This window comes from Paenibacillus sp. FSL R7-0026 (genome assembly GCF_038004485.1).
Classification (GTDB): Bacteria; Bacillota; Bacilli; order Paenibacillales; family Paenibacillaceae; genus Paenibacillus; species Paenibacillus xylanexedens_A.
This window is the reverse complement of sequence record NZ_JBBORG010000003.1, coordinates 89,088-103,652: the sequence shown is the minus strand read 5'-3', so window position 1 is coordinate 103,652 and position 14,565 is coordinate 89,088. Positions and strand designations below refer to the sequence as shown.

Here is a 14,565-nt window from a genome sequence, read left to right as displayed (position 1 = left end):
AAGCCAAGGACAAGAACTTGTACCGATTACCGTATTGGACAAGAACATGCTCCCATTTCCCGATTAGGTAAACATCTAAGTGTAGAAGTGCTTCTCTTTTGAGCGATTAACAGATAACAGTATGATTAAGAGACTAGCTTCAACGCTATGAGGTATTTCTACTGGAACTGTAATCCCATTTGAAATAGAAACAAGTTCGTTAACAAGCACTTTAGCAAAGAAAAGGAAGCTGAATGTGATTTTGGATCAAGGGAGGGAAAAATATTTGAATATCGAACTTAGTGCTGATTTCATGTGCTTGTTATTTAATTGGAAATTTATAAGTTTGTGTGGAATGTATTTAATATATTTAGAAACATATGTGCTATAATAATAGCGCCAAACATGAATTTGACGCACTTTTATTTTGGATTGATTTTAATGGATGAAGTAGACTCCTTATAGGCGAACTCCCCTCTTCAAAATAACCTTTTATTTAAATTAATAGTATTAAATAGAGGTTCCGTTTTTTTGAAATCGTTCAACGAAAATTTTCATCTAAATTAATGTTTAAACGAGATCGGAGTGAGCGAAATGCGTAACCGATATGAACTCGAAGATTTATATAGCGAACAAATTCGGGCTTTTCGAATTTATCTAAAACAATCCGGATATACGGCATCAACTCAGAAAGAGTATATGAGAGAAAGCCTGATCTTTTTAGACTCGTTAAATGGATCGTTACCCCAAGATGCAGGGAAATTGCACATTATGGAGTTTCTAAGTGACAAGCAAGGTTCTGCTGGTGATAAAACACGTAATCGATCTCTTTCTGCCATTCGAACATTCTATATGGCACTGATTGATTTCGAACTTGCATCGAAAAATCCGGCTGCTGAAGTGAAAAAGTCTAAAACCGAAAAAAATAAGAAACCGATCTACCTGGAGGAAGAGGATCTATCCGAGAGCCTTAAATATATTGAGGGACGCTATAAGAACAGGAACACTGCGATATTTTTACTTATGGCCTATTGTGGATTGCGAGTAGGGGAAGTTCATAGGTTGAATTTAAAAGATTTGAAAAAAACTAGAGGAACAATCGAGGTGTTTGGAAAAGGGCGAAAGTGGAATGAGATACCTGTACCAGACGTATTACTGAAATATCTACTCGAGGTAGAAAAGGAGAGGATTTCTCCATACAGACTTCAGGAAGAAGCATTTTTTGTATCTCAGAAAGGGCGAAGACTCTCCATAAGGCAGATACAGAAAATCGTCAATCTCACATTTGAAGCATTCAAGAAAGGCAATCCAAATGTTAATGATATGAAACTTTCATGTCATAAATTAAGGCACTCTTTTGCTACCATGTTATTGAAAAATGATGTAGATATACGAGTTGTGAAGGAACTGATGGGGCATTCTTCGATTGAAACAACCATGATTTATACGCACGTTAATGATGAACAAAAGAAAAGGGCTATGGCTACTGTAAATGTTCCCTTAAACACTATTGGTGAATACAAACCTTATGCTGGCCAGGCATAAATAGGTCGATGCCTGCACGAAATTTGCTTTGAACGCTTTGATTTTTGGTACAATGGAAGTGTATAGAGAATGGAGTTGCTGTTATGGAACTGCTTGATCCCAGAGTAGATTTTGTCTTCAAACGTATCTTTGGCAGTGAGAATAATAAAGATGTTTTACTGGCCTTTCTGAATTGAGTCCTTACTGAAGTGGGAGATCTACCACTTACAGAGATCATTTAAACAGGTGCGAATGCCAAGCTCACATGATTTCCCTGGGGGATTCGCACCTCGAATTCTGTCGAAAAGCTCTAATTCATGACCTTTTGGCAATGAAATATAGCACGAAAACTAGAGGTCATGATTGTATAGTAGTAAAAATGCTGAAAATACGTTAATATCTGTTTATGAAGCATAGTTATTACGTCACTTTTCGCTGTCGCACTCTGTATGGAGTGCGTGGATTGAAATTATCTCGGGTCCTGGTCAGCACTATGTGCCGCTGGTCGCACTCTGTATGGAGTGCGTGGATTGAAATTCTGTCGACTTTCTGCCCAAATTTCTCCATTGTGAAGTCGCACTCTGTATGATTGATGTCGGGGGACAAGAATATATTCCCATTGTGGTCGCCATTTGAGCGACTTTTCTATATTTCGGTACAAGTTCGTGTCCCGAAAAAGGGTAAGAATATTGTTCAGTTCATAGTCGCCTAACAGGGCGTCTTTTTTATTTTATATGTACTAGTTCTTGTCTCAACTACAGGAAAAGAACAAATTCAGATTAGGAATTCCATGATATCTAAGTGTGAATAGTGCTCTATTTTAAGTAACTTACAATTTTAAGTTGGAATTCAGGCTGAAACTAACGTATAGTGCCAGCAATTTAGGAGAACGCTACAGAGCAAACCATTCTGAATTTTCCAGCGTAACACGAGAAGTTTGTCGATGTAATCAAAACCAACTCTGGAAAATGTAATGGGAACATACCAACAAATTTTTCATTAAAACTTTATAACTTCTAGAGGGGAGATTTAAAATGAAAAAAATCAAAGTCGAGCGAATTGCTAAGGTCGTCATTTATCCTGCAATTGGGATTGCCCGTGTAGGAGATAGTCCTGACGATTACTTCTTAGGACCTGAGATGCCAAATCAGAATATAATGGATCCCTCAGATTATCGGGACAAGTCCGGTCGGATCAAACGGCAAGCAGCAAGGTTCAGAATATATGGATTGAATGAGCAAGGGGAAATCATTAAAGAGCTTACTGACGAAGAAGCGAACATTGAGTGGCGCGTACACGTAGCAAATAAGAAATCTGCCTGGTATAAATTTGATCTTGCTTTTGACATTCCTGATGCACAAACAATTTCTAGTGAAAAACGCAATTCAAAGTATGTTCTTGAGGATCGAAAAAAGCTGGTGATTGATCCTGGAGAAAGGTGGATTTCCGGGGTAAATATAAACAATCATGGCGGAGAAAATGCTTACGCTTTTGACACTGGAAGTTTTGTCGGAAAGTCAGTTTATTTAGGAGAATTACGAACAGACGAGGCCGGACGCTTAATCTTTCTTGGCGGCCGCGGGATGTCTTCACCAATTCTCGATGAACCTTTGAGCGACTTTGCTAACAACGAAAATTGGCACGATGATATTAGCGACGGTTCAGTCGATGCGAAAGTGACTATCGATGGTATCACTCACGAAGCACAAGGTGCTTGGGTTATTACAGCTCCTCCTAATTATGCACCTAATGTGCAGTCACTTGTCACAGGTTACGACCTACTATTAGAAACTTCAATATCAATGAATCCAAGTAATGCTCCTTCTCGCCCCGAATTCCACACCCATATATTACCTATTTTTAAACGAATGAGTGATTATCAATGGGTAAATGCTGGTTTTGCATTGGAATTTGGATGGGGGAACTTCACAGATTTCTCAGACCCTCGCATAATTGAGAAGTTAAAAGATAAAAGCGTACGCAATCTACCTACACGTCAAGCTTTATTCAGAAGATTTAGAAGCCAGCCGTATAATTATTTACAAGCAGATAGCTGGCCACGTATTTATGGTGATGCTATGACTCTTAATGATTTGAATTCAAACGATCCAAGAGAAATGATGGCGCTTCTCGGCACCCAGCATCAATGGTTAAAGCAATGGGCAGAAGGTGACTTTGATATTAACGAAGAACTTTCGAGGATAAAAAAGTGGGAGGATCTTTCACCTTCAGAGCAAGCTTTAGGATTAACTCGTGCAGCACTGGAGGAAACTACTGGTGGGCCATTCCACCCTGGTGCGGAATTTACATGGAATATGAGGATTCCACTTATGTATGATGCACCATTTAGACTGAAGCGCCGTGCGTTTGATCAGATGGAATGGGGAGACTTGCTTGCAGCCGATGAAGTTCTTGCAAAAGACGGTCCACTTGATGGAAGCTGTCCAGGCGATATTACTAGATGGATGGCAGTGCCATGGCAAACAGATACGGCTAGTTGTTTGTCTTCTTACAAGATGTACACTGGCGAGTATTTACCGACATTTTGGCCTGCGCGTGTTCCAAATGATGTAATGACAGAAGAGCAATATGAGCGAATGATGGATAAGTCGGCTTCGGTTCCAGAAAGACTAGGTGCCTTGAATCCTAGAATAAGACCACGGTGGTTGAGAGATATCGTCTACAACGACAAAATTCCACCAGCTAATCTTGAATTCGAAGATGCAATAAAGAAATTCACGGAGCAGTGGTCGAAAATTGGTATCGTTGTGCAGCGTGATGGTCCAAGTGAAGACCTTTTTCCCAAGACACTGTGGGTCGAGACTGGCCGAAGGATCGAATCGGATGGTAGGGATCGATAATGATTCAGTCTAGCGATGAACTAGATGTACTGGTAATCGGTGGCGGCCCTGCAGGATTAGCAACTGCATTACGTTTACAACAGTATAGGTTGAAAGTTCAGGTGATCACCAAGAGAAAACAACATCGAGAACTGGTTGGGGATCATTTATCAGCCGAAACTTCGCGAGTGCTACAGCAGCTTGGATGCTGGAATAAATTCCTTGAAGCTGGACATTTAAAATCGAGTGGTACAAGATCAATATGGGGCAGCAACCTTATCGAATTCTCTGATGCAATCAATAGTCCCTCTGGCAAAGGTTGGTATATTGACCGCTTACGATTTGAACGTATGCTCGAGGATCAGGTGAAAGAGCAAAGCATCAAGATGTTCAACGGTAAATTAATCGATGTCACATCTGATTCTAAAGGATGGATTGTACAAACCGATGAGGCAATTAGACATGTTCGCATGGTAATCGATGCCAGTGGTAAAACATCTGCTTTTGCTCGCAAATTAGGCATCCCAAGAATTACAGAAGATCAACAGATTGCCCATTGTACCCTATACAAGTCTGAGAAACCGGCTGAAATTTACTCCATGATAGAAGCTACGGAGTCTGGATGGTGGTATTCATCCTACTTACCAGGCGGTTTACTTTCAGTCATTCTGGTAACGGATGCTTTTGCATCATCCCCTTGGTTATTGCATAAAAGTTCTGAATGGTTAGAAGATACCCTGTCCGCAACTTTACACACTTCTGCTCGTATTCGTCAACACTGTGGCGATGAAAGGAAAATTCTATCGCAAAACATTGTTCATCTATCAAGTGGCAGATTAGAAGTTTCAGCAGGGAAAGATTGGATCGCGGTTGGGGATTCTGCGGTATGTTATGATCCCATAGCCGCCCATGGAATATCGCAGGCACTTGTAACGGGGCGCGATGCTGCTGATGCTGCTGTTGACGCCTTGTCAGGGGACATGAATAGACTGAGTCAATACACCAAAAGGCTAGATTATTCGTACGCGTATTACACCAATCAAAGGAAAAAGCTTTACTCTGTTGAGAAACGCTGGCCTAAGTCTGTGTATTGGATAAATCGACAAAGAACAGAAAGAGACAGCTGAATAGTTACCTCTTTTAATATCTCAGAACAAGATCATTATTCTATTCAATTCGCTATTATAGCGGATTTTTTGTTTTAAGGAACCAAGTTCTTGTCCTCTAAGTTGAGGACAAGAACGTTGTACCATTGCTGAAACAGTTTCAGGCGGATACACCACGAACGAAGCTGACCACCGACATTACCTTTATTCGTGCTGGAGAACATTTCGTGTATCTTTCTGTCATTCAGGATTTATAAAATAACGAAATTGTAGCGTGGCATCTTTCTGAACGAAATGACCTTGCTTTCGCTCATGAAACGCTGGATAGACTCCGTCAGCACGTGAACCTTCGTAGCGTAATACTCCACTCGGATCAAGGATTTCAATATACCTCGAAGCAATTTAACCGTAAACTGAGACAACTCGGCATGTTAGGGAGTCACTCTAGGCGTGGAAATTTTCTAAACAATGCCTGTATCGAGTCCTTATTCTCTCATTAAAAAAACCGAGACGATATACTTGAATAAGGCGGCAGACATAGCAGAGCTCGAACAGCTAGTGAGCCAATACATATGGCTTTACAACTAAAACCGATTTCAGAAAAAACTAAACGACCGTTCTCCGGTAGAATACCGTGAAACGGTCGCAGCTTAATTTTGTCTTTTTTGTACTGTCTACTTGACAGGGGTATGACCACATAACTTGACGGATTTTTTATTTGGAAATTATCTCATAACCCTTATTTCAATAATTTACGTAAGTACAAGAGCCTGATTAACTTAATAGTTGGAATTCCCAATCTTTGTCTATGAGTTTCAAAGGCTTGTTTACTCCGAAGTGTCATATCACGAACTTCTTTTAAAGAGAGTTCTCTCTTGATCTTAATAGTATTGGCGATATACGCTTCATCATTGAAGGGATTTCTTACACTACCTACAGGCTCAATCTCAAGATATCGAAGTTTAAAAGGATCATCGAACATACCTGGGTAACCCCAGATTACTGAAGGATCATTTTTAACGAAATGAAATCCCTGGCTTCCTCTATATACAACTTCTAATTCATTCAGCTTTAACCCTCCTTCTTTAACTGAGTAATCCTCTGAAACTGCTTTAATAAACATTTGTTATTCCTCCATTCTATTCATAGCTTGTTTATTACCCTCATCTTATATGAATTCTATACATCTTTAATAGCAGTTTAATGTCGTAGAATGTCTGAGAGGAAAAGTGAATTATATGATCGTTATTGAGGGACAAGAACATGTTGCTATTGCCTATAGATCTATATCTAAATTAAAAAGCGATATATGTAAGACCTCAATATTCAGCATAGCGCAGGACAGTTTTACATTTTTTGTGAAACAAATGACTCGATTTGAAATAAACACGGGGTAGAAAGTTAGTAAGAGGGGGAATAGAACCGGAGGATCGTGCCGTAGCATTTTTATACTTAATGCGCGAGAATTATTCTACTGGTCAGATCGTTGTCGTGGATGGCGGTTCTACTCTCTTTTAAGTTTCTTATAGATGTATGGGGAAAATAAAGTATTAGACCGGAGTTGTAGATCTGACGCGGTTTGCCGTTTTGAAACGCATACATACTTTAAATCCTCTTGCTTCCACCTCTATTTTTCTATTCAATTATGCGTTAATTAGGTTCTGGTTTCTTTTCCACTATAAATTATAATCCAAGCAGGTGAACAGGGAGGAAGTATTACGGTCTTTCTCTGAACAGATCACAATCGGGACAATACATGATTTCAGGTCAGAAATAGATTCTCCGTTCAGGAATAATTTGATTTTGTGGTTACATGATGACTCCTCCAAGTTAGGTTTTTACTTTTATTGCCCAATTTCAGAGTCGTTAGAGAGATAATCAATCGTAGAAAATAGCATTTTTGCAAATGACGGAGCAGCATTGATCTTGACGCTGATTGTCCTTGCATACAACCCTTATGCTCGCCAGGCACAAATAGGTTGATGCCTGCATGAAATTTGCTTTGAACGCTTTGATTTTTGGTATAATGGAAGTGTATATAGAAAGAAGTTGCTGTTATGGAATTGCTTGATCCAGAGTAGACTTTGTCTTCAAACGTATCTTTGGCAGTGAAAATAACAAAGACGTATTACTTACCTTTCTGAATCGAGTCCTTACTACAGTGGGAGATATACACTTACAGAGATCATTTTAACAGGTGCGAATGCCAAGCTCACATGATTTCCCTGGGGGATTCGCACCTCGAATCTTGTCGAAAAGATCTAATTCATGACCTTTTGGCAATGAAATATAGCTCTAAAACTAGAGGTAATCATTGTATAGTAGTAGAAATGCTGAAAATACGTTAATATCTGTTTATGAAGCTTAGTTATTACGTAACTTTTCGCTGTCGCACTCTGTATGGAGTGCGTGGATTGAAATAGATCCATTTCAAGGGTTCGTGCTAAAATTTCATTGTCGCACTCTGTATGGAGTGCGTGGATTGAAATGCATTAATGGTGATGTCCTCAACATACGTACTGTTGTCGCACTCTGTATGGAGTGCGTGAATTTAAGGTGGTCTTGAAAACTGGTTGTTATTTCTGAAGGATATGGATACTACACATTGGGAGGTGCTGAGGATGAATGAACCAGGATTAGAGAAGGCTATGGATACCTTGCAATTTTTGAGCCAGGATTCCGAAGCACGTCGCTTGTATGAAGCGCGTCAGAAATATTTGCATGATGAAGCGTCGATGCTAGAAGGAGCTCGAAAAGCGGGTATCAAATCAGGTATCACAGAAGTGGCCAAAAATATGTTGGATTTGAATTTGGATATATCAACGATTGCCAAGGCAACTGGATTGACTGAACAGGAAATCATTCAATTGAAAAGATAAGCCCTTTTTATAAGTCGCTAAATTAGCGGCTTTTTTTATTTCAATAACTGATCGGTTCACTCTTCTAAATTATCTTATAGAAGAGAATGGTATATCGGGACAAATAAGACCACTTCATGTATGAAGTGGTCCCACTCAGTTATAGTATTTTGATCGTTTAAAAGCTGAATTGACTTTACTGACTACATGTAATACTAGCAAGATCTGACGTAAGGATAGAAACATGAATAAAGGTGATGTTTCCAAATACGTCTACCGGGCCAGGTAACCATCCAGTGATAGTTGCAGCACTAGCTGAGGTAAGATAAATACTTCTCTGCGATTGAGGATTCCCAAATTTAGATGTCATTGTATTCCAATTGAACATACAAATTGCTACGTAAGGGTTTGTTGATGTACTAGAAGTATTTGAAGTAAAGTTATTAGAAAAGGGTTGGAGAGCAGCTGCTGGTTTTTTTAAGACTGCATTGAAATCGGAGTAATTCTGACTTAAAAAATTTTTAAGCTGTTGAATTGTATAGACCGATGTACTAGGAGAAGTCACGTCCTCAGGGAGTTCATCATCGCGGGGGTTTAACTGAAAAAATGTCATAAGTACACACACCTTCATTATTTATTATTGTTTGTGTTATATATAATGATTTTATAAATAATTGTGTGCCTGCCCATGATTATGTTTAACTAAATAATTTTCTTATTACAAGTAAATTTATAATCAGAAATGTACTGTGAATCTTAAAGTGGTCCAGGAGGCGTACTTTTTCCGTTCGTCGTCTTCTCTATATAGAAGATGACAAATGTGTGATATAATAGATTTTCGAACCTGCATTACACCGTTTCGTAAGGCGGGAAAAATTCGTCATCTTCTATAAGTGAAAAATGAGGGACCTACAAATGACTCAAATGTTCGATTCATTCTTAAAGCACCTAGATGAGAAAGGACTAGATCCCAAGACGATCGCGAACTACAAAGCAAGCTGGAGTAAATTCTCAAAATGGTTATTGCAAGTCGATCCGGATCTGAAAGATTCAGGTTCAGCCATTCAAAGAGACATCGCAAATTACAAGCGGTATATGCAAGAAGCTGGAGGAAGGGGTGGGAAGCCAGCAACGGAGTCAACGATGCAACTGACATTTGTTCATCTTAACTCGATCTTCAGGTATTTTCATGAGCAAGGGATGATACCCACGAATCCAGTTGATCCGATACGAAAGCCGAAGGCTGCGAGACGTAAACCCAAATGGCATTCCAGGAATGAACAGAATGCCATAATGCGTGAAGTCCGGAGGAGTAATAGCAAGAGGGATAATGCAATATTCACTGTCTTTTTTCATGTTGGGTTACGTGTTCATGAGCTCTGTGACCTTTTGCGTGATGAACTGGTCATGAATCAACGTTCGGGTAGTGTCTATGTACGTGGTAAAGGATTCAGGGATCGGGAGCTGCCGTTGAATGCAGATGCTCGATATGCCTTGGAAAGTTACTTGGCTGATCGGAAGGATACTAGCCCTTATGTATTCACATCTGAGCGTTCAGCCAAAATGTCTGTTCGTGCAGTCCAACATATCGTGGAAAAGTATCGGAAGCGAACGGGGATTAAAAATCTGACTTGTCACAGCATGAGGCATACTTTTGGCCATGAACTTGCTACAGGTAACCCACCGGTTCCGCTGGATCAGGTGGCCATGTTAATGGGACACTTCAAAGAAACCGGTGATCCCAATATTCAAATGACTATGATTTATACAACACCAGGATTCAAGGATCTTACTGCAGCTGTGGAGTCGATCAGCTGGACATGATTGGTAAATTAAATTATTCCTAGAAGATAATGGGGGTTAAAAAGTGTCTGATAAAGACTCTGTAAAGAAGAAATTTCTAAGTGAAATCCCAGGTGCAGTTGAAGATTGGAATGAACATATTTTGGAACATGCCAATGAAGACGAAAAACTAGAACACCAAAAAATTTTAGATGAACAGGAGGAACACGGAAATGTAACAAATTATAATTTAGGACGCGACCTTTGGTACAGCAATGAATATTTTCTGGAATGTCAAATTAAGGACTTATTAGGCTATGTGGAAGATGATGAAGTACTATACGAAGAGTTGAGAAATATTTATGTTGGTTTAACTGCTAAACGAGATCCTAATGCAATGGCAATGAACATAGATGTGGAGTTTGCAGGATATTTGATAACCATAAATATTGGAATGGAGATGGGTCTTCATCTCATTTCCGATTTCATTTCACAATATTTGTATTTTAGGCAGATTGATGACAAGAGCGAAAGAGAAAAACTAGTTCTAGAAATGATAGATCTATTTTTTTGTTTAGTAAATGATGATTATTTTGCTGAACACATTGATAAATTTTTAAAAGAAAGCCATAGTGATATTGATTTAGAATCGTCAAGAAAGGTAATAGCCTCACATTTATTTGAGGGAGGTATGAAATTTGTTTTAGGCCATGAAATTGGTCATCATATATTACGTCATACCACCTTAGATAAAAGATATATTGTATCAAAATTTATTCCAGAATTAAATGCTAGTCCAGAGCAATTAGACGAATTTGCAGCTGATAATTTTGGATTCGATCTATTAATTCGTGGCATGAAAGAGATTAATTCTCATTTTTTATTTGCTCCATTAATTGTAATACTAATGCTAGCTATACGTGATGACTGTCCCGAGAAATCTAGTAAGGAACATCCTTCACTAAGAGATAGATATCTAAATCTTCTAAGCAAGATTTCTGAGGTTGATAAGAACTTAGCAACGCGCTTTCAAGAGATCCTAAATGAGATAGCTTCTTGGATACGAAATAGCTACAATGATCAGTTTGTGCACTGGAAAACAGAATGGTGGAAAGGTACATATTGAAGATGAGTGCTGTATCAGCGCTTTGTAGCAATAAGTGTGGAAGCGAATATTCGCTTCCACTTTCTTTTTGTATTCTTAATGGAGAAAGAGAAGTTTACTTGTGAGTTGCTGCAGAAGCAATGATGCACTAAATAAAACTATCGATTTCTCTAAGCATTCATTAATAAATCTTCATGATTAAGATTGCTGATGATTCTGTCTCCTTACTGTATATCATTTTTGTTTATTTTAAACGTTGATTAAATTCAACAAAAATGATATATTTTAAAAAAACATATTTGGAGTGATTTTATGGCAGTTTCACTTATTCAGTTTCTACAAAATTATAGAAAAGAGCACGGTTTGACCCTCAGAGGTTTAGAAACTAAAATCCGTTCTCGATATACTTACTCACATCTTGCAAAGGTTGAACAGGGAAGAGTGACTATAACAAGGGACTTTCTTAAGGTGTTATCTGAAGAATTGGATGTATCACTATATTATTTATTAACTTGTTATTACTCTATGAGCGATGTAGTGAATCTAGATTTTTTCGATGAAGATCCAACATATAATTACAATCGTTCTTACGATGAAATAAAAGAATTGCTAAAAAATTATCACATAATCTCAACAAATAATTACCAAAAGTTTAAAGAAAACCAAGAGAAATTTATTTCCGATGAAGGAAATTTAACTAGGTTTCTCGATGAAATGTCTGTTGAGACTAATATTGTTTCTAATCGATTGAAACAAATAATAATTCATAGACAGCCAACTAGTTTAGATGAAGCCGAATTAATTACATTTAAGTTAAATCAACCATTCTATGAATTATTCTCTATTCAAGGGCTCTCTTATTATGATAAAAACGATGTCAATGTTGCTATGACAATCCATAAATATATAGAACGAAATAGAAACAAGAAACTTCATCATTTAACTACCAAAAATGAATTATTGGCTGTGACTGCTGAAGAAGAAGTATATTTATTAGAATGTTTGAAATTATACCGTCAGTTAGGTTTAAAGTCATACAATTCTTTGTAATTACATCTCTGTGACCTTTTGCTTGATGAACTTTTCATAAACCAGCGTTCAGGTAGTGTGTATGTACGGGGTACAGGATATAGGGATCGGGAGCTGCCATTAAATGCAGATGCTCGAAATACCTTAGAAGGTTACCTGGCTGATCGGAAGGATACTAGCCATTATGTATTCACATCTCAGCGTTCTGCTAAAATGTCCGTTCGTGCAATCCAACATATAGTAGAGAATATTTTGGTAGGTAGAGGGAGATCACTTCGAAGGTCTCTAGAGGAAATGTAATATTTTCTTGTAGAGACTTTCGAAGTAAGCTGTAGTTAATTTATTTACATATAGGAGTTGGATTGCTATGGTTTCAGTTACGCAGAGAGTAAGCAATGTTAAACAGCCTAGAGGAGGCTACCTACGGCCCAGAGACTTTGAGGAGACAGTGTTGAGTGACGGGATTGAGTTACAGCCAGAAGAAAACATTCACGCAGGCTTAGTAGGTTTAGCTGTTGACTATTTGACCAGATATTTGTCCGGGTCTTTTGCAGAGGAAGCCTTTGGGATGACTCTGAGTGGTTCATTTCTGGTAGACGAAGAGGATGTGGCAAGATCTCTTGTACAAGAAATTAAAGGTTTAGACGATCAGTCTATACGTAATGCCTGCAAACTTGTAGGGTATGATGTGTGTGTTCGTGCTGGCACATCCGTGTATAAACCTGTTGAAGAGATTTGTGCTGACGATGAAACGGTGAGTAATATTCGTACAATGGTAAGTAGAAGTCTTGCTTTTTGGGAAGAGTTTGGACCAATTGTTAAAGATAGTTTTACGTTCGAATTCGGATACACTGAAGAGGTCAGTACGGGGGATGGAGATTATTTGACAGAGGACACTTTGTGGGACTTCAAAGTATCTAAGAAGGGACCAACCAATAAGCACACCTTACAGCTTTTGATGTACTATATTTTGGGCCACCGCTCTATTCATAAGGAGTTTCAGAAGGTACGTCGTTTAGGAATTTACAACCCTAGACTTAATATCGTTTACCTGCTAGATGTGGACAAGATCGCTCCGGAAGTGTTGGAAGCTGTAACTAAGGATGTTTTGGTAGCAATTTAGATTTACAGAGAAAGATGGCGGTGTGGTTACATTGCCTGAAGCGTATTTTGCGGGTGCGCTTCCGGGAGTGTAGCGACACTCCATGAGCGTCTTGTCTTGGTTTTGGGTAGTAGTAAGGTTATGTTGGCTCTTAGAGAGATCTTGACTTGGTCGGCGGAAGTTGCTTTCGAGGTTTGACCAAGGAATAACAACCAACACTCCCTTGACATGAGTAGTGTATTTTGATAATAATGTTCTTGTAAGAACATTATTATCTATATTCCCCTCCACGATGTTGGTTGTGGCGATTCTCTGATCGTTTATACGAAACCGCCGTTACCTTATGGTAATTGTGCTTGAAGGGCCTCCTTTTAGGAGGCCCTTATTCTATTTATTAGACAATTATATATTGTAAACTAAAGGAAGAAATTAGCCGATATAATTAAGGTAATTACAAAAGGCTAACAAATACCACATATACCCTGGGAGGTAACATGAAAGACAAGCTTAAAGGATTAATTATCGGAATGGCCATTGGCACAGTGGTCACTAGCGCAACGACATATGCTGCTGGTGGTAAAATGATTGAAGTCTTCTATAGTGTCAATGACATTAAAGTGGACCACATCTCAAAAATGCCTAAAGGCGATTTAAAACCCTTTTTATATAATGGGAGTACATTTGTGCCTTTGGCCTTTATGAGTGATGCATTAGGACAGCCTGTGAAATGGGATGCCAAGAATAAAACGGTCTTAATCGGAGAGGATCAAGAAGAAACGGTTCTATATCCTGGGAAAGACATCAAACCGATAAATACTCAATCTGCACTGGGGATCTATAATACCTTTGAAGTTGTCTATGACGGAGCGACTGTTACAGATAACATCGGAAATGAGTATTCTAACTACCATACATATCGCTTTTCATCCAATCCGGACAATTGGATTTACGACGAATATTATCTCAATGGCCAATATAGCGAATTCAAAGCTACAGCAGGTTTGTTTGAAAAATTCAAAAATTCACGCGATACTCTTACACTCATCATCACGTTGGACGGGAAGGAAGCATATTCTCGTGATTTTAAGGCAGGAGATCCCCCTGTTGAAATCAATGTTAATTTAAAAAATGCTTCAAAAATGAAGATTCAAGTATCAAATGGCGAAGGTACCGAAATGTCTGCTTTAGGTCTGTTTAATGGATATTTTACGAAGTAAGCAATCTAGAACAAATACAAATT

General features: G+C 38.6%; 13 protein-coding genes and 2 pseudogenes. 13 read left to right on the top strand and 2 right to left on the bottom strand.

Features of this window, described 5'->3' with window-relative positions; genetic code table 11:
• Positions 1–573 precede the first annotated feature (573 nt).
• The 5 genes and pseudogenes from MKY44_RS31090 to MKY44_RS31610 all read left to right on the top strand — a co-directional run bounded on the left by MKY44_RS31090 (position 574) and on the right by MKY44_RS31610 (position 5,949).
• Complete coding sequence (locus MKY44_RS31090; RefSeq protein ID WP_341010422.1) at positions 574–1,524, top strand: tyrosine-type recombinase/integrase; 951 nt, start codon at positions 574–576, stop codon at positions 1,522–1,524.
• Between the two features lie 83 nt (positions 1,525–1,607).
• Positions 1,608–1,697: pseudogene (locus MKY44_RS31085) on the top strand (PD-(D/E)XK nuclease family transposase); the annotation flags it as partial.
• Positions 1,698–2,537: 840 nt separating this feature from the next.
• A complete protein-coding gene (locus MKY44_RS31080) occupies positions 2,538–4,364 on the top strand; it encodes a LodA/GoxA family CTQ-dependent oxidase (RefSeq protein WP_341010421.1) in 1,827 nt (608 codons plus the stop codon).
• Positions 4,364–5,470 carry an NAD(P)/FAD-dependent oxidoreductase gene (locus MKY44_RS31075; protein WP_341010419.1) on the top strand — a complete coding sequence of 369 codons (1,107 nt, stop codon included), beginning with the start codon at positions 4,364–4,366 and terminating at the stop codon, positions 5,468–5,470. Before MKY44_RS31080 ends, MKY44_RS31075 begins: the two co-directional genes overlap by 1 nt.
• Positions 5,471–5,715: 245 nt before the next feature.
• Positions 5,716–5,949, top strand: coding sequence for a DDE-type integrase/transposase/recombinase (locus tag MKY44_RS31610; RefSeq protein ID WP_445670712.1), 234 nt, complete (start codon positions 5,716–5,718; stop codon positions 5,947–5,949).
• Positions 5,950–6,188: 239 nt separating this feature from the next.
• Here the strand turns inward: MKY44_RS31610 and MKY44_RS31070 are convergent, their stop codons facing one another.
• The gene (locus tag MKY44_RS31070; RefSeq protein WP_341010417.1) at positions 6,189–6,572 is read right to left on the bottom strand and encodes a DUF7666 domain-containing protein; all 384 of its coding nucleotides are present in this window, start codon (positions 6,570–6,572) and stop codon (positions 6,189–6,191) included.
• A gap of 934 nt (positions 6,573–7,506) precedes the next feature.
• On the opposite strand from MKY44_RS31070, the pseudogene MKY44_RS31605 reads away from it, so the two are divergent.
• Positions 7,507–7,619 (top strand): annotated as a pseudogene (locus MKY44_RS31605) (PD-(D/E)XK nuclease family transposase); the annotation flags it as partial.
• 451 nt (positions 7,620–8,070) lie between these two features.
• On the top strand, positions 8,071–8,328 hold the full coding sequence (locus MKY44_RS31060) for an Rpn family recombination-promoting nuclease/putative transposase (RefSeq protein WP_445670709.1): 258 nt from the start codon (positions 8,071–8,073) through the stop codon (positions 8,326–8,328).
• A 175-nt stretch (positions 8,329–8,503) separates the two neighbouring features.
• Here the strand turns inward: MKY44_RS31060 and MKY44_RS31055 are convergent, their stop codons facing one another.
• Entirely contained in the window at positions 8,504–8,920 is a 417-nt protein-coding gene (locus tag MKY44_RS31055) for a hypothetical protein (RefSeq protein WP_341010415.1), read from the bottom strand.
• 302 nt (positions 8,921–9,222) lie between these two features.
• Between MKY44_RS31055 and MKY44_RS31050 the strand changes: the two genes are divergently transcribed.
• The 6 genes from MKY44_RS31050 (at position 9,223) to MKY44_RS31030 (ending at position 14,542) form a co-directional block, all read left to right on the top strand.
• Positions 9,223–10,131: a tyrosine-type recombinase/integrase gene (locus MKY44_RS31050; RefSeq protein WP_341010414.1), complete on the top strand. Its 909-nt coding sequence runs from the start codon at positions 9,223–9,225 to the stop codon at positions 10,129–10,131.
• Between the two features lie 43 nt (positions 10,132–10,174).
• Positions 10,175–11,215, top strand: a complete 1,041-nt coding sequence (locus MKY44_RS31045) for a hypothetical protein (protein WP_341010412.1) — start codon at positions 10,175–10,177, stop codon at positions 11,213–11,215.
• Positions 11,216–11,506: 291 nt separating this feature from the next.
• Positions 11,507–12,244, top strand: coding sequence for a helix-turn-helix domain-containing protein (locus MKY44_RS31040; RefSeq protein ID WP_341010410.1), 738 nt, complete (start codon positions 11,507–11,509; stop codon positions 12,242–12,244).
• Between the two features lie 18 nt (positions 12,245–12,262).
• Positions 12,263–12,523, top strand: coding sequence for a tyrosine-type recombinase/integrase (locus MKY44_RS31600; RefSeq protein WP_445670708.1), 261 nt, complete (start codon positions 12,263–12,265; stop codon positions 12,521–12,523).
• A 148-nt stretch (positions 12,524–12,671) separates the two neighbouring features.
• Positions 12,672–13,346 carry a hypothetical protein gene (locus MKY44_RS31035; protein ID WP_341010535.1) on the top strand — a complete coding sequence of 225 codons (675 nt, stop codon included), beginning with the start codon at positions 12,672–12,674 and terminating at the stop codon, positions 13,344–13,346.
• Positions 13,347–13,819: 473 nt separating this feature from the next.
• On the top strand, positions 13,820–14,542 hold the full coding sequence (locus MKY44_RS31030) for a stalk domain-containing protein (protein ID WP_341010409.1): 723 nt from the start codon (positions 13,820–13,822) through the stop codon (positions 14,540–14,542).
• Positions 14,543–14,565 lie beyond the last annotated feature (23 nt).

What these genes read in the sequence shown, in the direction of transcription:
- MKY44_RS31070 (WP_341010417.1), bottom strand. Translation starts at nt 6,572, where the DNA reads ATGTTTATTAAAGCAGTTTCAGAGGATTACTCAGTTAAAGAAGGAGGG.
- MKY44_RS31050 (WP_341010414.1), top strand. Translation starts at nt 9,223, where the DNA reads ATGACTCAAATGTTCGATTCATTCTTAAAGCACCTAGATGAGAAAGGA.
- MKY44_RS31055 (WP_341010415.1), bottom strand. Translation starts at nt 8,920, where the DNA reads ATGACATTTTTTCAGTTAAACCCCCGCGATGATGAACTCCCTGAGGAC.
- MKY44_RS31040 (WP_341010410.1), top strand. Translation starts at nt 11,507, where the DNA reads ATGGCAGTTTCACTTATTCAGTTTCTACAAAATTATAGAAAAGAGCAC.
- MKY44_RS31030 (WP_341010409.1), top strand. Translation starts at nt 13,820, where the DNA reads ATGAAAGACAAGCTTAAAGGATTAATTATCGGAATGGCCATTGGCACA.
- MKY44_RS31060 (WP_445670709.1), top strand. Translation starts at nt 8,071, where the DNA reads ATGAATGAACCAGGATTAGAGAAGGCTATGGATACCTTGCAATTTTTG.
- MKY44_RS31075 (WP_341010419.1), top strand. Translation starts at nt 4,364, where the DNA reads ATGATTCAGTCTAGCGATGAACTAGATGTACTGGTAATCGGTGGCGGC.
- MKY44_RS31090 (WP_341010422.1), top strand. Translation starts at nt 574, where the DNA reads ATGCGTAACCGATATGAACTCGAAGATTTATATAGCGAACAAATTCGG.
- MKY44_RS31080 (WP_341010421.1), top strand. Translation starts at nt 2,538, where the DNA reads ATGAAAAAAATCAAAGTCGAGCGAATTGCTAAGGTCGTCATTTATCCT.